The organism is Micromonospora cabrerizensis (assembly GCF_022230955.1).
GTDB classification, from domain to species: domain Bacteria; phylum Actinomycetota; class Actinomycetes; order Mycobacteriales; family Micromonosporaceae; genus Micromonospora; species Micromonospora cabrerizensis.
In genome coordinates this window covers 1-15,646 of sequence record NZ_JAKKFI010000076.1, presented here as the reverse complement: position 1 = coordinate 15,646, position 15,646 = coordinate 1, and the positions used below count along the sequence as shown (strand labels likewise).

Genomic DNA, 15,646 nt, shown 5'->3' with positions numbered 1-15,646 from the left:
GCCGGCGGTCAGGGCGTGAGCAGGGTGGCGAGCTGGCGCTTCCAGGTGGTCAACAGGGCGGTACGACGGGCCGAGTCGTCGCTGAGCAGGTTGGCCACCCCGAGCCCGCGCAGCAGGTCGAGGGTGGCCTGCACCGCCTCGCGTACGCCGGGTCGACGCTCGTCGACGCCCAGCAGGGCAACGGTGAGGCGGTGCATCTCCCGGCCGACCGTCGCCTCCAACGGCACCAGGGCGTCCCGGAGTTCCCGATCGGTGCGGGCGGCGACCCAGAGTTCGAGAGCGGCCACGAACAGCGGCCCGGTGAACGCCACAGCCAGCAGGTCGACCACCCGGTCCAACCGCTGCGGGCCGGCCGGCAGAGCTTCGGCCTCGGTGCGCAACTCGGCGGCCCGCCGCTCGGCGAGATGGGCCACGGCGGCCGTGACCAGTGCGGCCTTCGTCGGGTAGTGGTGCAGCTGGGCCCCGCGCGAGACACCGGCCCGCGCGGCGACGACGGTCGTCGTGGTGCCGGACCAGCCGTGCTCGATCAGGCAGTCGACGGTCGCCTCCAGCAGCCGGGCCTGGGTGGCGCGGCTGCGTTCCTGCTGGGGGACGCGCGTCGATGCGGGGGACACGCGAACAGCCTGCGGCCTGAGAAACAAACAGTCAAGACTGACTTTTTCTGTGCACTCGGTGCGGGCGGAGCTGGGCGCGGCCCTGTACGGCGGCCCCTGTAGAGCTGCCCCACGGACGGGGCAGGTGTCGTGGTGACCGGCGGAGGCTGCCCTGCCTTCAGGTGAAGATCTGGGGCAGCTCTACCGGCAGCGAGGACCGTTTCCCGCGCCTGAGCCCGGAGCGTGGACCAGAGGGCTGGCCGGTCGAGGCCGACCCGACCGTCAGCGGCCGTCGCGGGGGCCGAAGACGGCCAGCGCGTCGGCGTCGCTGTGCTGGGAGCGCAGGTACTCGTCGGCCCACGCGGCGGCGTCGGGGAAGGTCGACTCCGCCGCCACCCGGGCGCACGCCGCGTCCACGTCTAAGGCGGTGCGGCGCAGCTGGACGCCCGGCCCGAGCAGTGCCCACCACGCGCCCGCGCCGCCGTACGGCATGCCGACGCTGCCCGGGTTGACCACCAGACGTCGATCGACCAGCCGGGTGAACGGCATGTGGGTGTGGCCGCAGACCACCGTCGAGACCTCGGCAGGGAGGCCCGCGAACACCTCCGCCCAGCGCGACATCCGGGAGTCGACGAGCACGACCTCCTCGTCGTCACGGGGGGTCGCGTGACAGAACAGCGTCGGCCCGAGGCCGTCGATCTCGACCGTCGCCGTCGCGGGCAGGGCCGCGAGGCGGGCCACCTGGTCGTCGCGGAGCTGCCCGGCGGCCCAGTTCGACACCTCGATCGAGGCGGGTCGGCCGGCGCGGGCCTCGACCAGCTCGCGTTCGCAGTTTCCACCCACCCAACAGACCCGGTCACCGAGGCCGGCGAGCACGTCCAGCACCTCGACCGGCTGCGGGCCGGCCGCGATGTCGCCGGTCAGCACGATCAGGTCGGCGGTGGCGACGTCCGGCTCGGCCAGCACGGCCTCCAGTGCCGGGAGTACGCCGTGGATGTCGGAGAGCACCGCAACGCTGTTCGCCATGGCCCCACCCTCACCGCCTCGGCCGCCCCGAGCCAGCATTTCTGCGACGGGCAGACGAAACGTCCCCGCCGTCCGTCGGTGACGGAAGGCGGGGACGCGACGTACCGGTCAGACGCGGGCGCGACGAGCCAGGCGCTCCGGGTCCAGGATGATGATGCTCTTGCCGTCCAGCCGCAGCCATCCGCGCGAGGCGAAGTCGGCCAGCGCCTTGTTGACCGTCTCCCGGGAGGCGCCGACGAGCTGGGCGATCTCCTCCTGGGTGAGGTCGTGGGTCACCCGCAGGACACCGCCGTCGCGGGTGCCGAACCGCCCAGCCATCTGGAGCAGGTTCTTGGCGACCCGGCCCGGCACGTCCGTGAAGATCAGGTCGGCGAGCGAGTCGTTGGTCCGACGCAGCCGCCGGGCGAGCACCCGCAGCAACTGCTCGGCGATCTCCGGACGGTTGTTCAGCCACGGCCGCAGCGCCTGCTTGCGCAGTCGCACCAGCCGCGTGTCGGTCACCGCGGTGGCGGTCGCCGTACGCGGGCCAGGGTCGAAGAGCGACAGCTCACCGACCATGTCCGACGGCCCCATCACCGCGATCAGGTTCTGCCGGCCGTCCGCTGCGCGGCGACCAACCTTGATCTTCCCGGACAGCAGGATATAGAGGCTGTCACCGGGCTCGCCCTCATTGAAGACGATCTCGCCCTTGCGGACCTCGATCGTCTCCATCTCCTTGGCAAGCGCCTCGGCAGCTTCCGGGTCAACACCCTGGAAGATCCCGCTGCGGGCCAGTACCTCGTCCATCGCGCACCTCCGCTTACGCGTGCCGTCCGTCGGCCGGGTCCGCCGTCCGCTGATCCCCTCGCGCGCCGCCAAGTCTAGGCGCACGTGAGCATGAATCAGAGGTCGCCCCTGGAATCTTGATCGGTGGGCGTAACCTGCCCGACGTGCTGAGCGAGCCGACCCTGACCAGCCGCGCCGAGGATGGGCGGCACATTCCGCTGCTCGTCTGGCGCGCGGAAGTGCCCCTGCGGGCGGTCAGCAGCGGCCCACTGGGCGGTGGCATCGGTGTCCGGCGCTGGGTGCTGAACGCGACCGTACCGATGTCGTACGACCGGGCTGACCCCGCCGCGCACCTGACGGCCCTCGCCGCCGACCTGGCCCTCGACGGGCCCGGGGTCGGTCTGCTGACCGGCGTGGACGTGGGCGAGGTGGTGGCACGCACCGACACCGGAGTGCGGGCCTGGGCGACGGTCGGGCTCGGCACGCCGGTGCCCGCGGCCGCGCCCGGCCCGGCCGGGCTCGTCCAGCGGGTCGGCACGGTCAACATCGTGGTGTACGTGCCGGCACGGCTCGCCGACTCGGCACTGGTCAACGCGGTGGCCACGGCAACCGAGGCGAAGACCCAGGCGATCAGCGAGCTGGGACTGCCGGGAACCGGCACACCAACCGACGCGGTCACCGTGCTCTGCCCGGTGGACGGGCCGGAGGCCGCGTACGGCGGCCCGCGTTCCCGTTGGGGTGCTCCGCTGGCTCGCGCGGTGCACGCGGCGGTGCTCGCCGGCGGTTCCCGGGCGGTCGTGCCCTGGTCGGACCAGCTGACCAGCTGAATATTCGACCGATCGGCTGTCGTCGGCGCGTTTGTCGACCGGTAGGGTCGCGGACGATGTACGCTCCCGCCTCTCTTGCGTCCCGCCCGCGTCGCCGCGTCGCCCTCGGCCTCGCCGCGCTGCTGGCCGCCCTGCTCGTCGCCGGCTGCTCCGACTCGGGCGGCGATGCCCCCGTGTGGCAGCCCGGCGCCGGTGGCGGTGGCACGGGCGCTCCGGTGACCACGGCCGGCCCGGATGCCACCGGGAGCGCGACCCCCGGTGCGGTCGGCGCGATCTCGCTCTCCGCCACCGGCGACATCATCATGGGCAACGCGCCGAGCCGACTGCCCGCCGCCGGCGGCAAGGGGTTCTTCACGTCGGTCACCGAGGCTCTCAAGGCCGACCTGGTGATGGGCAACCTGGAGGAGCCGTTGACGGTGGACACCGGCACCGGCAAGTGCGGGGCCAACTCCACCCGCTGCTTCCAGTTCCGGGCCCCACCGGAGTACGCCGCACACCTGCGTGACGCCGGTTTCGACGTGCTCAACCAGGCCAACAACCACGGCTACGACTACGGGCCGAAGGGCTACGAGAACACCCAGAAGGCGCTGGAGAAGTACGACCTGGAGCACACCGGCGCCCCGGACCAGATCACCGTCGTCGACGTCAAGGGCGTCAAGGTGGCCGTGGCCGGCTTCTCGTCGTACGTCTGGTCCAACAGCCTGGTCGACATCGCCAAGGCGAAGACGGTGGTCGCCAAGGCCGCCACCATGGCCGACCTGGTCGTGGTGCAGGTGCACATGGGCGGCGAGGGAGCGGAGAAGACCCGGGTGAAGCCGGGCACCGAGATGTTCCTCGGCGAGAACCGGGGCGACCCGGTCAAGTTTTCCCACGCCATGATCGACGCCGGCGCGGACCTGATCGTCGGGCACGGGCCGCACGTGCTGCGCGGCATGGAGTTCTACCAGGGGCGGCTGATCGCGTACAGCCTGGGCAACTTCGCCGGCGGCGGCAACTCGCTGAACAACGACGGCCGCCTCGGCTGGGGCGGGGTGCTGAAGGTGTCGCTCAAGCCGGACGGCACCTGGGCCGGCGGCTCGTTCACCTCGACGTACATGAACGACGCCGGCAAGCCGACGATGGACCCGGACGACCGGGGCCTGGGCCTGATCACGGAGCTGAGCCGCGCCGACTTCCCCAAGGCCGGTGCCCGGCTCGACGGGCAGGGCAAGATCTCGCCGCCGGCCGGCGGTTGACCCGCCGGGAACGTCCGGGGCGCGACGTAGGCTGACCGTCGTGACCGATAGTCCTCCCGGCGCCAGCGAGACCGACCTCGGGCGCACCCGTCGTGCCCGCAAGATCGGTCGGGTGCTGACCGAAACGCATCCCGACGCGCATTGTGAGCTGGACCACTCCAACGCCCTGGAGTTGGCCGTCGCCACCATCCTCTCCGCGCAGTGCACGGACAAGAAGGTCAACGAGGTCACCCCCAAGCTCTTCGCCCGCTACCCGAGCGCCGCCGCGTACGCCGGGGCCGACCGGGGCGAGATGGAGGAGCTGATCCGGCCCACCGGCTTCTACCGCAACAAGACCGACTCGCTGCTCAAACTCGGCCAGGCGCTCCTCGACCGGTACGACGGCCGGGTCCCGGGCCGACTCGTCGACCTGGTGACGCTGCCCGGCATCGGCCGCAAGACCGCCAACGTGATCCTCGGCAACGCCTTCGACGTCCCGGGCATCACCGTCGACACGCACTTCCAGCGGCTGGTCCACCGGTGGCGGCTGACCACCGAGACCGACCCGGTCAAGATCGAGCACGCGGTCGGCGCTCTCTACCCGAAGCGCGACTGGACGATGCTGTCGCACCGGATCATCTTCCACGGGCGACGGGTCTGCCACGCCCGCAAGCCCGCCTGCGGGGCGTGCACCCTCGCGAAGCTCTGCCCCTCGTACGGCACCGGGCCGACCGACCCGGCAGCCGCCGCCAAGCTGCTCAAGGGCCCACGGGCGCGTGATCTGGCGGTGGCGGCCGGGGTCGACCCGGAGCTGGTGCCCGCGCAGGCGATCGCCGCGGAGGTGCCGTGAACCGTCGCCTCGCTCTGCTCGTCCTGCCGCTGCTGCTGGTCGTCTCCGGCTGCACCGCAGGTAAGGCCGACGACGACCCGGCCCCCCGGCCGGCCGCCGCTGAGCGACCGTCGCCGTTCCGGGACTGCTCCACGCTCGGCACCGCGCCCACGTCGACCGCCCCCACCCCGACCGGCACGACGGCCGCCGTCAGCGGGCAGGCACTGCCGGAGCTGACGCTGTCCTGCTTCACCGGCGGCGCTCCCGTCGCGCTGCGGGACGTGGCCGGGCCGGCGGTGATCAACGTCTGGGCGTCCTGGTGCGGGCCGTGCCGCAAGGAGCTGCCCGCCTTCCAACGGCTGAGCGTGCGGGCCGCCGGCCAGCTCCAGGTGCTCGGGGTCAACACCCGCGACAGCCGGGCCGGTGCGCAGTCCATCGGCGAGGACTTCGGCGTACGGTTCCCGATCCTGGTCGACCAGGGCGACGCGCTGCAACGAGAGCTCGAGCGCAACGCCTTCCCGCTCACCCTCTTCGTCGACGCGCAGGGCCAGATCCGGCACATCGACGCGACCGGCGCGCTCGACGACGCCCAGCTCGCCAAGCTGGTCCGCCAGCACCTCGGCCTGGCGGTGCCGGCGTGACCCGTCGACCGCCCGAGTGGATCGAGCCGCTGCTGACCCGGCTGGGCACCGCCCGCGCCGAGGACTTCACCCGGCTGACCACCCCGGCCGAGGGCGGCCGGGAGAGCGCCGTGCTGGTGCTGCTCGGTGAGCAACCCGGAGTCGGCCCCGACGTGCTGGTGCTGCAACGGGCCGCCACCCTGCGCAACCACGCCGGCCAGCCGGCCTTTCCCGGCGGCGCCGCCGACCCGGAGGACGCCGACGTCCGCGCCACCGCGCTGCGCGAGGCGAACGAGGAGGTCGGCCTCGACCCGACCAGCGTGACCGTGCTGGCCGAGCTGCCGAAACTGTGGATCCCGGTCAGCGACTTCGTGGTCACCCCGGTGCTGGCCTGGTGGCACGACCCGCACCCGGTGCACCCCCGGGAGCCGGCCGAGGTGGCGCACGTCGCCCGGCTGCCGGTCAGCGAGCTGGTCGACCCGGCCAACCGGATGCGGGTCCGCCACCCGAGCGGCTGGGTCGGGCCGGCGTTCTCGGCGCGGGGGATGCTCGTCTGGGGCTTCACCGCCGGGGTGCTGGCCACCCTCCTGGAGATGGGCGGCTGGGCGCGCCCGTGGCCGCGCGGCCGGGTGGTCGAGCTACCGCCGAGCGGGGCGACACCGGCGCCCTCCGCGGGCACCGACGACGCGGACGAGACCGCCCTGCGCTGACCGCACGGTCACCTTCAGCAAGCGATGGTCATCCGGGGGGCGCACTGCCCGTACGCTTGACCCGTGTCCGTCGTGGATCTCGTCCTCCTGCTGCTCATGCTCGTGTTCGCGATCAGCGGATACCGCCAGGGTTTCGTCATCGGCATCACATCGCTGTCCGGCTTCTTTTTGGGTCTGCTGCTGGGCCTCCAGCTCGGGCCGTTGTTCGCCCGGCAGTTCGTGGACGCCGGCACCCGCGTGCTGATCTCGCTCGTGGCGATCTTCGGGCTGGCCGTGGTCGGGCAGGCGCTGGCCGGTTGGCTCGGCTCGCACCTGCGCAAGACCATCACCAGCGACGTGGGCAAACGGGCCGACGACGTGGGTGGTGCGCTCGTCTCGCTGCTCGCGGTGCTCCTGCTCGCCTGGCTGGTCGCGGTGCCGCTCGGTTCGTCCTCGGTGCCCTGGCTCGCCGCCGCGGTGCGCAACAGCGCGCTGATCTCGGTGGTCAACCGGGTCGTGCCGGAGCAGGCCCACCAGTTGTCCACCGCCCTGGAGGACACCGTCGACACCGACGGGTTCCCGGACGTCTTCGGTGACCTCACGCCCACCCGGGCCCGACAGGTCGACCCACCGGACCCGGCACTGGCCGGCTCGCAGGTCGTGGTCAACGGTCAGCGGTCGGTCGTCAAGGTGCTCGGCTCCGCGCCCAGCTGCTCGCGCCGCATCGAGGGCTCCGGCTTCGTGTACGCCGACGACCGGGTGATGACCAACGCGCACGTCGTCGCCGGCACCCGCTCGGTCGCCGTGGAGCTGGGCGGTGAGCGGTACGACGGCAAGGTGGTGGTCTACGACCCGGACCGAGACCTGGCCGTGCTCCTCGTGCCCGGGCTGCCCGGCCCGTCCCTGCGGTTCGCCGCCGGAAACGCCGGCAGTGGCTCCGACGCGATCGTGCTGGGCTTCCCGCTCGACGGCCCCTACAACGCGCAGTCGGCGCGGGTCCGCGACGTCGACCGCATCAAGGGCCCGGACATCTACTCCTCCGGCGACGTCACCCGGGAGATCTACACCATCCGAGCCCTGGTCCGCAGCGGCAACTCCGGCGGCCCGCTGCTCTCCGCCAACGGGCTGGTGCTCGGCGTGATCTTCGCGGCGGCGGCCGACGACCCGAACACCGGCTTCGCGGTGACCGCCGCGGAGGCCCGCCCGGTGGCGTTGGCCGGGGCCGAACGCAACCGGCAGGTCGCCACCGGCGAATGCACCTGAGGGCGGCGCGAGGTCAGCCCCGGGTCGACAGCGCCGGTCGCCCCACGGTCGGCAGCTTCGCCCGCCCCCACCTCACCCCTCGGTCGAGGACGGCACGAGCCATGATCACGACGCAGGTGCCGCCGTTGAGGAAGGACGCCACCACGTCGCTCGGGTGGTGCATCCCCCGGTACATCCGAGTCAGCGCCACCCCCAGCGGCACCGTCAGCAGCAGACTCCACCAGGCGACCTTCGCCCCGGTGCTGCGCACCCGCAACGCCATCAGCACGGCAATACCGACGTAGAGCGCCACCGCCGCCGAGGTGTGCCCGGACGGGAAGCTCGACGTGGGCGGCGAGACATCCATGTGCTCCACCGCCGGCCGCCGCCGGTCGATCGCCAGCGTGGTCAGCAGGAACACCAGCGCCTGGGCGGTCACCGCCGCGCACAGGAACAGCGGCTCCCGCCAGCGCTTGAGCCAGAGCCGCAGCGCCAGCGCCACCAACACCGTGACCACGACGATCATCTGGGTGCTGGCCAACGTGCTGAACACCAGAGAGACGTCGTTCCAGCCGCCGGTGCGGTCGGCGGCCAACTCCCGGTTCACCGCGTCTTCCGCGGTGAACGGCCAGGTCCGGGCGAACACGCGGGTGACCAGCACCCCGAGCAGCACCATGAGGCCGAGCAGGAGGGAAACCGGCAGCAGTACCCGCCGGACAATCTGAAGCGCGGTCTCGGACATGTGCCGGCCAGTACCCTGCCCACCTCGTCGGCACGCCTCAGGCCGCTCCGGGATGCCGCTCCACTTCGGGAGCGACGCCGTCGCGGGTCGGCCGGACCGGCCGGAGACCGGTGTGCGCCCGCCAACTGGTGAACGCGGCGGTGGTCGCCGCCAGCACCGCCACACCGAGCAGCCAACCGCCCAGCACGTCACTGGCGAAGTGCACGCCGAGCGCCACCCTGCTCAGCCCGGTGACCACGGTGAGCAGCAGCGCGGCGGCCCAGAGCGCGACCCGCGCCGCTCCCTGCCCGGCGAACGGCAGGAACACCAGCAGCAGCACCCCGGCGGCCAGGGTGGCGTTCGACGCGTGCCCAGAGGGGAACGAGTAGCCGGCGGCCCGTGCCACCGGGTCCAGCAGCTCCGGCCGGTCCCGACCGACGAGCAGCTTGAGCAGCGGGCCGATCAGCCCACCGACCACCATGGTGGTGGTCGCCCAGAGGGCCAGCCGACGGGCGCCCCGACGCAGCAGCCAGATCACCAGGAGCAGCGCGGCGGCGCGCAGCGGCATCGGGGCGAACACCTCCGTCCAGATCCGCATCACCGTGACCCAGGCAGGGTGGTCGAGCGCATAACCGTGCAACGCGCGGGTGACCGCCGTGTCCAACCGGTGCAGCGGAGCCCATGTGCCGAGCACCAGCAGTGTGAGCAGCGCGAAGGGCACCAGCACCAGGAACGCCGCCGTCGCGGCCAGGGTCAGCCGCAGACCCAACGCGTGGTCCGGGTCGAGTCGGCGCCGCCGCCAGGACGGCTGGCCGACGGGGACGAGGGTGGGCGGCTGATGCGTACTCATGTGTCGGTTCTACCCGACCGGCCGGTCGGTCAGGCCTGACGGTGGGCTGAGATCAGCGGGTGCGCTGTCGAAGTCGGCGCACCAGCAGGGCACCGCCACCGGCCAGGGCGACGATGAGCACAACTCCGGTCCACAGTTGCCCGGGGGCCGAAGTGTCCTGGCCGCCCGCCGCCCGGGCCGTCCACCTGGTCTGCTGGCGGGGCGCGGCGAGACCGAGCGGGTCGCTGCCGGCGCCCGCCACCGGGTCGCCGTCAGCCGAGCCGGGGGCCGGGCCGAAACCCGTCACGCCCGGCGACGTCTGGTCGTCCAGCGGGTTGGCGGTCACCGGCGGCACCTGAGCGGTCAGCGCGGCCACCGGGTCGACCACCCCGTACCCGAAACGGTCGTCGCGCCCGGTCGGGCCGAGGTCCCGGGCGGTGGCCAGCAACCGGTTGACCACCTCGCCGGCGGGCATCCGCGGGTAGCGGGACCGGACCAGCGCGGCGGTGGCCGTCACCAGCGGCGCGGCGAAGCTGGTGCCCTGCACCCGCCAGTAACCGTCGGGAGACTTGGCGCCGACGAGCCCGCTGGCGGGAGCGGTGAGCACCGTCGCCTGGCCGGTGATCGACCCGGACCACAGGTTGTCGCTGCTGCGTTCGAGACCGGAGACCGCGATCACGCCCGGCTCGCGGGCCGGGTACCAGACCTTGGTGCTGGTCGAGGTCGCCAGGTTGCCGGTGCAGGCGATCACGACCACGTCCCGGACGAATGCGTAGTCCAGGGCCGCGGCCAGGGCCGGGCTGTCACCGCTGCCGCCCAACGACAGGTTGATCACGCGGGCGCCGTTGTCGACGGCCCAGCGAACCCCCTGGGCGACGATCAACGCGTCGTCGTAGCGGTTCTGCTCGTCGAGCACCCGGACCGGCAGGATCCGGGCGTCCGGTGCCAGGCCCACCACGCCTCGTTTGTCGTCGCTGCGCCCGGCGATCAGACCGGCGACCGTCGTGCCGTGCCCCACCGGATCCGGCCCAGCCCCACCCTCGGGGCCGACCAGATCCTTGCCGGGCAGCACCTGGCCGGCAAGGTCGGGATGATTGCCGTCCACTCCGGAGTCGACCACCGCGACGATCACGCCCCGGCCGGTCGAGCTGCGCCAGGCCGTCTCCGCCCGCAACTCGTCGAGCTGCCACTGCTCGTCGCGAACCTGATCGGTGCGGGTGACGGCGTCACCGGGAGCGAACGCCATCGGCGCGCCGGCGAGCTGCCCGCCGTTGGTGGGCGCGGCGACGGGCGCGGCCGCCGCGGTCGGAGCCACGACAGCGAGCACCGCGGCCACACCGAGCAGAGCCCGGCCGGCCGTCCGGCGGGCCACTGACGGGCCGCTGTGCCGAACCCCAGTCACATCCTCAGCCATTCATCCCGACGGAACCATGACGATCGGAGATTACCGGTTTCCCCACCTGTCACGGGAAGAACCGGCGAGTCAGGTCATGGTGGCGGAAGTTGTGCCAGCTGAACGAGGCGTACGCCCTCTCGCCGGGTGACCAGTCGGCCACGGCCCGGCGGCAGCGGGCCGGGGCGCACCGGCCCGACGAGTGCGCCCTCGTCGGGGCTGCCCGCCATCACCAGACCGGCAGTGGACAGCTCCCGCAGCCGCTGCACGATCGGCTCGTACTGGGCGCGGCCCGCGCCACCGGAACGACGGGCCAGCACCAGGTGCAGCCCGACGTCGCGGGCGTGCGGCAGGTGCTCCTCCAGCGCCCGCAGCGGGTTCGACGGACCGGACGCCACCAGGTCGTAGTCGTCCACCAGCACGAACAGCTCCGGCCCGGTCCACCAGGAGCGGTCCCGCAGTTGCTGCGGGGTGACCTCCGGCCCGGGGGCCCGCCGCTCCAGGTAACCGGCGGCCGACTCGACCAGGTCGGCGGTGTGCGCCGCGGCGGTGCCGTAACCGATCAGGTGCGGGGTCTCGATGGCGCCGAGCAGGCTACGCCGGTAGTCGACCAGGATCACCCGGGCCTGCTCGGGAGTGAACCGCGTGGTGATCGACGTGGCCAGCGCGCGCAGGAACGAGGACTTGCCGCACTCCGAGTCCCCGAAGATCACGAAGTGTGGCTCGGTGGCGAAGTCGAGCAGCACCGGGCGCAGGTCCGCCTCCGCGATCCCGATCGGCAACCGCAGCCCGGTCGTCGCGGCGACGTCCAGATCGGCGTACGGCAGCACGGGCGGGAGCAGCCGAACCCGGGGCGCCGGAGGCCCCGCCCACCCGTCGGCGACCCGTTTGACCAGGTCTGCGGTGTCCCCGTTGGCGGCGCCGAGCTGAGGTAGCGCGGTGAGGAAGTGCAGCCCCTCCGCGGTCACGCCCCGACCCGGGCGCTCCGGCACGTTCGCGGCAGCACGCCTGGCCACGAGCGAGTCGGACGGGTCGCCGAGGCGCAACTCCAGACGGGAGCCGAACAGGTCCCGGATCGCCGGACGGAAGTCCAGCCAGCGCAGCGCGGTGGCGACCACGTGCAGCCCGTACGACAGACCCCGGGTGGCCAGGTCGGTGACCAGGGGTTCCAGGTCGTCGTACTCGCCCCGGACGGTGCTCCAGCCGTCGATCACCAGGAACACGTCACCGAACGGGTCGGTGCCCGGCTGGTTGGTCGTTCCCGCCGCGGCGCGGCGCTGCCGGTACGTGGCCATCGACTCCACGCCCAGCTCCGCGAAGCGGCGTTCCCGATCGGCCAGCAGGGTGGTCATCTCGCCGACGGTGCGCCGGACGGCGGTCGGGTCGGCCCGACCGGTGACCCCGCCCACGTGCGGGAGGTCGCGCAGTGCGGCCAGCCCGCCGCCACCGAAGTCCAGGCAGTAGACCTGCACCTCGGCCGGTGTGTGGGTGAGCGCCAGCGCGCAGATCAGCGTGCGCAGCACGGTGGACTTGCCGCTCTGCGGCGCGCCGACCACCGCGACGTGCCCGGCGGCGCCGTCGAGCGCCAGCCAGAGCAGGTCCCGGCGTTGCTCCAGCGGCTTGTCGACGACGGCCAGCGGCACGCCGAGTGCGCCGTGCAGCTCCGGGTTGCCCACGGTGAGGCCGCGTCGCGGGTCCACCTCGACCGGGCCGAGCAGCTCGTCCAGGGTCGGCGGCTGACCGAGCGGCGGTAGCCAGACCTGGTGCGCCGGTGGGCCCTGCCCGACGAGCCGGTCCACCAGCAGGTCGAGCAGTGTGCCCCCGCCCTCGTCATCGGCCACGACGGGCACGACCGGGGTGGTCGGCTCGGGCACCGGCACGACGTGGGTGGTGAAGGTGAGCAGCCGCGCGCCGCCCTCGACGGCCACGCCGGCCGGCGCGGTCCGACGGCGGACGGCGCCGGAGACGTACGCGGCCTTGAACCGGGCCAGCGGGTCGGTGCCGGCGCGCAGGTAGCCGTGGCCCGGCGAGCGGGGCAGCTCGTGCGCGTCCGGTACACCGAGCACCGTGCGGGACTCCAGCGCGGAGAAGGTGCGCAGGCCGATCCGGTACGACAGGTGGGTGTCCAACCCGCGTAGCCGTCCCTCCTCCAGTCGCTGACTGGCGAGCAGCAGATGCACACCGAGGGACCGGCCCAGCCGGCCAATCTGCACGAACAGGTCGATGAAGTCCGGCTTGGCGGACAGCAGCTCGGAGAACTCGTCACAGATCAGCAGCAGCGACGGCAGCGGGGCCAGTGGGCTGCCGGCCGCCCGGGCCCGCTCGTAGTCGCGCACGCTGGCGAAGTTGCCGGCGCGCCGCAGCAGCTCCTGGCGGCGGACCAGCTCCCCGTTGATGGCGTCGACCATCCGGTCGACCAGGGGCAACGCGTCGGCCAGGTTGGTGATCACCGCCGCGGTGTGCGGCAGCCGGTCGAACGAGGCGAAGGTGGCACCACCCTTGAAGTCGACCAGCACGAAGTTGAGCTGCTCGGAGCTGTGCGTGGCGGCCAACCCCAGCACCAGCGTGCGGAGCAGCTCGGACTTGCCGGAACCGGTCGCCCCGATGAGCAGGCCGTGCGGGCCCATCCCGTCCTGGGCGGACTCCTTGAGGTCTAGCTCGATGGCACCGCCGTCGGTGCCCACCCCGATCGGCACCCGCAGCCGCTCCCGCGCCGAGCGCGGCAACCAGCCCTGCTCGGCCGTGAAGCTCTCCGGGTCACCGAGACCGAGCAGCTCGGGAAGGCCCAGGTCGGCCTGGAGCGGGGCGTCCGGCCCGCGTGCCGCACCGGCGAGCCGCAGTGGCGCCAACCGTCGCGCGACCGCCTCGGCGTCGGCAAGGTCGAGCTGGTCGGCGATGCCCACCTCGGCATGCCCGTCGGACGACCGCGAGTGCAGTCGCCGGCCGTGCAACTCCAGCAGCAACGCGTACCGGTCGAGCAGCCGAGGCGGCGGAGTGTCCAGGTCCAGCACGGTGACCGCGTCGATGCCGCCGTCACCGGTCAGGTCACTGGCACCGGCCAGTTCACCTCCGTCGAGGACCACCACCACGTGCGGGCCGTCGGTGGCCGGGCCGGCCGGACTGAACCGGGAGCGGCTGCCCAGCACGTCGGCCAGCAGCCCTTCCAACTCGGCGGCGGAGCTGGTCACCAGTCGGACCGGGCCGAGCGCGTCGGTGCGGCTCGGATGATGGGCGTGCGGGAGCCATTTCACCCACTCCCAGCAGGCGCGGCGTTCCGGTCCCGCGCACACCGCGACGAGCAGCTCGTCGGGGGCGTGGAAGACCGCCAGCTGGGTCAGCACGGCCCGGACCAGCGCCTGCGCCGCCGGGTCGCCGGTCGGTGGCCCGCTGGCGGCCGGGGTGCCACCCCCGGTGCGGCCGGCGGGCCGGACGTGCACCCGGGCGAAGCTGCGCAGCGACAGCGCCACCGGCAGGTCCGGCACCACGGAGTACGCGTCCAGGAAGCGGCGCAGCGCGCCGGCGGTCATCGGCTCCAGCTCCTCCAGTGGCCGGGTGACCGGCGGGACGAGCGGCGTGGCCAGGGTCTGCGGCCCGACGGCGACGCGTACCACCGCGAAGTCCGGGTCGGCGGGGCGCCGCTCCCACACCCGGTGGCTGTCCACCGTCGACCAGAGCCCGCCCGGGTCCGGGTGCCGGTAGAAGAGCCCGGCCCGCTGCTGACCGGCGGTGCGCCGCACCCGTCGCCGCAGTGTGGCCAGGTGCCGCAGGTACTCCCTGCGGGCGGCCATCATCTCGGACTTCTTCGGGGTGCCGGAGGCGCTGCCCCAGGACGTCACCAACATCGCCAACGAGGAGAGCCCGAACATCCCGCCCACCACGTACGAGTAGGCGCCACCGCCCCGGCCGAACATCATCGCCATCGCCACCGTGCCGCCGAGCATCGGCAGCAGCATGAGCATCTGCTGCCACCGCCCGCCGGCCACCACGGGAATCTCCGGTGGCGCCTCGACCGGCAGCTCGCCGCCGGGGATCTCCGGCGCTGGTCGACGTGGCGGACGCTTGATGACGACGGTGGACACTCGGCCTCCTGACAGCGCTGGGTAACCCGAGCCGGACTCATGGTAGGTAAAGTCCTGTCGTCCGCGCAGCCTCCGATCCCCCTCGATATGGAGACCAGTCGATGACTACCGGGCTGGCCCGCGTCACCATCAGCGCGCCGCAACGACGGGTGGACGTCGCCCTGCCGGAGCAGGTGCCCCTGGCCGAGCTGCTGCCCGACGTGCTCCGGCACGCCGGCGTCGGGCTGGCCGACGACGGCGAACAGCACGGCGGCTGGGTCCTTCGCCGCACCGACGGCGCGTTGCTGGCGACCGCCCAGGCGCTGCTGCCCCAGGGCGTCCGCGACGGCGAGGTGCTGCACCTGGTGCCGGCCCGCGCGCACTGGCCCGAGCTGGAGTACGACGACGTGGTCGAGGCGATCGCCGACGGTGCCCGTCGCCGGGGCGGCGCCTGGTCGCCCACCGCCACCCGCGCCGCCGGTCTGGCCGGTGCCGCCGTGCCGCTCGCCGTCGGGCTGCTCGCCCTGCTCGCCGGGGGCCCCACGCACCGGGCCGGCTGGCTGGCGGCCGCCGTGGTGGCGCTGCTGCTCACCGTGGCGGGTGCGGTGGCCTCCCGCGCCAACGGCGACGGCACCGCCGGGGCGACGCTCGGCGGCTACGCCCTGCCGTACGCGTTCACGGCCGGCGCCCTCGCGGTCGGCTCCGGCGACCCGGTCGCGCCGTTCGGGCCGGCCCGCTGGGTGGGTGCTCCCGAACTGCTGGCGGGCTCGGTGGCGCTGCTGCTGGTGGCGCTGATCGGCCTGCTCGGGGTGGCCAGCCGGCTGCGGGTCTTCGTGGCCG

Annotated in this window: 14 protein-coding genes; 7 read left to right on the top strand and 7 right to left on the bottom strand. The window is 73.3% G+C overall.

What is annotated here, in order from left to right:
* Window positions 1-8: 8 nt before the first annotated feature.
* The 3 genes from LADH09A_RS18840 to LADH09A_RS18830 all read right to left on the bottom strand — a co-directional run bounded on the left by LADH09A_RS18840 (window position 9) and on the right by LADH09A_RS18830 (window position 2,405).
* On the bottom strand, window positions 9-614 hold the full coding sequence (locus LADH09A_RS18840) for a TetR/AcrR family transcriptional regulator (RefSeq protein ID WP_238646781.1): 606 nt from the start codon (window positions 612-614) through the stop codon (window positions 9-11).
* A 261-nt stretch (window positions 615-875) separates the two neighbouring features.
* Window positions 876-1,619 (bottom strand): metallophosphoesterase family protein, encoded by a 744-nt coding sequence (locus tag LADH09A_RS18835; protein ID WP_238646780.1) that lies wholly within the window; start codon window positions 1,617-1,619, stop codon window positions 876-878.
* 108 nt (window positions 1,620-1,727) lie between these two features.
* Window positions 1,728-2,405, bottom strand: a complete 678-nt coding sequence (locus LADH09A_RS18830) for a Crp/Fnr family transcriptional regulator (protein WP_007466162.1) — start codon at window positions 2,403-2,405, stop codon at window positions 1,728-1,730.
* 143 nt (window positions 2,406-2,548) lie between these two features.
* On the opposite strand from LADH09A_RS18830, the gene LADH09A_RS18825 reads away from it, so the two are divergent.
* The 6 genes from LADH09A_RS18825 to LADH09A_RS18800 all read left to right on the top strand — a co-directional run bounded on the left by LADH09A_RS18825 (window position 2,549) and on the right by LADH09A_RS18800 (window position 7,826).
* On the top strand, window positions 2,549-3,211 hold the full coding sequence (locus tag LADH09A_RS18825) for an adenosylcobinamide amidohydrolase (RefSeq protein ID WP_238646779.1): 663 nt from the start codon (window positions 2,549-2,551) through the stop codon (window positions 3,209-3,211).
* Window positions 3,212-3,267: 56 nt separating this feature from the next.
* Window positions 3,268-4,446 carry a CapA family protein gene (locus tag LADH09A_RS18820; protein WP_238646778.1) on the top strand — a complete coding sequence of 393 codons (1,179 nt, stop codon included), beginning with the start codon at window positions 3,268-3,270 and terminating at the stop codon, window positions 4,444-4,446.
* 40 nt (window positions 4,447-4,486) lie between these two features.
* Window positions 4,487-5,275 carry an endonuclease III gene (gene nth / locus LADH09A_RS18815; protein ID WP_308194619.1) on the top strand — a complete coding sequence of 263 codons (789 nt, stop codon included), beginning with the start codon at window positions 4,487-4,489 and terminating at the stop codon, window positions 5,273-5,275.
* Window positions 5,272-5,895: a TlpA family protein disulfide reductase gene (locus LADH09A_RS18810; protein ID WP_238646777.1), complete on the top strand. Its 624-nt coding sequence runs from the start codon at window positions 5,272-5,274 to the stop codon at window positions 5,893-5,895. The genes nth and LADH09A_RS18810 overlap by 4 nt, the downstream gene beginning before the upstream one ends.
* Entirely contained in the window at window positions 5,892-6,584 is a 693-nt protein-coding gene (locus LADH09A_RS18805) for an NUDIX hydrolase (protein ID WP_238646776.1), read from the top strand. Before LADH09A_RS18810 ends, LADH09A_RS18805 begins: the two co-directional genes overlap by 4 nt.
* Window positions 6,585-6,647: 63 nt before the next feature.
* Window positions 6,648-7,826, top strand: coding sequence for a MarP family serine protease (locus LADH09A_RS18800; RefSeq protein WP_238646775.1), 1,179 nt, complete (start codon window positions 6,648-6,650; stop codon window positions 7,824-7,826).
* A 13-nt stretch (window positions 7,827-7,839) separates the two neighbouring features.
* Here LADH09A_RS18800 and LADH09A_RS18795 read toward each other — a convergent pair whose 3' ends face one another.
* The 4 genes from LADH09A_RS18795 to eccCa all read right to left on the bottom strand — a co-directional run bounded on the left by LADH09A_RS18795 (window position 7,840) and on the right by eccCa (window position 14,827).
* Window positions 7,840-8,547 carry a phosphatase PAP2 family protein gene (locus LADH09A_RS18795; protein ID WP_238646774.1) on the bottom strand — a complete coding sequence of 236 codons (708 nt, stop codon included), beginning with the start codon at window positions 8,545-8,547 and terminating at the stop codon, window positions 7,840-7,842.
* 37 nt (window positions 8,548-8,584) lie between these two features.
* Window positions 8,585-9,376, bottom strand: a complete 792-nt coding sequence (locus tag LADH09A_RS18790; RefSeq protein ID WP_238646773.1) for a phosphatase PAP2 family protein — start codon at window positions 9,374-9,376, stop codon at window positions 8,585-8,587.
* Window positions 9,377-9,428: 52 nt separating this feature from the next.
* On the bottom strand, window positions 9,429-10,769 hold the full coding sequence (gene mycP / locus LADH09A_RS18785) for a type VII secretion-associated serine protease mycosin (protein WP_238646772.1): 1,341 nt from the start codon (window positions 10,767-10,769) through the stop codon (window positions 9,429-9,431).
* Window positions 10,770-10,843: 74 nt separating this feature from the next.
* Window positions 10,844-14,827, bottom strand: a complete 3,984-nt coding sequence (gene eccCa / locus LADH09A_RS18780) for a type VII secretion protein EccCa (protein WP_238646771.1) — start codon at window positions 14,825-14,827, stop codon at window positions 10,844-10,846.
* A gap of 101 nt (window positions 14,828-14,928) precedes the next feature.
* Between eccCa and eccD the strand changes: the two genes are divergently transcribed.
* On the top strand, window positions 14,929-15,646 hold a 718-nt coding region (gene eccD, locus LADH09A_RS18775; protein WP_238646770.1), incomplete at its 3' end, for a type VII secretion integral membrane protein EccD.

Excerpts from the sequence above, each read along its gene's own strand:
- LADH09A_RS18835 (WP_238646780.1), bottom strand. The coding sequence starts at position 1,619 with ATGGCGAACAGCGTTGCGGTGCTCTCCGACATCCACGGCGTACTCCCG.
- LADH09A_RS18830 (WP_007466162.1), bottom strand. The coding sequence starts at position 2,405 with ATGGACGAGGTACTGGCCCGCAGCGGGATCTTCCAGGGTGTTGACCCG.
- LADH09A_RS18820 (WP_238646778.1), top strand. The coding sequence starts at position 3,268 with ATGTACGCTCCCGCCTCTCTTGCGTCCCGCCCGCGTCGCCGCGTCGCC.
- LADH09A_RS18795 (WP_238646774.1), bottom strand. The coding sequence starts at position 8,547 with ATGTCCGAGACCGCGCTTCAGATTGTCCGGCGGGTACTGCTGCCGGTT.
- LADH09A_RS18790 (WP_238646773.1), bottom strand. The coding sequence starts at position 9,376 with ATGAGTACGCATCAGCCGCCCACCCTCGTCCCCGTCGGCCAGCCGTCC.
- mycP (WP_238646772.1), bottom strand. The coding sequence starts at position 10,769 with ATGGCTGAGGATGTGACTGGGGTTCGGCACAGCGGCCCGTCAGTGGCC.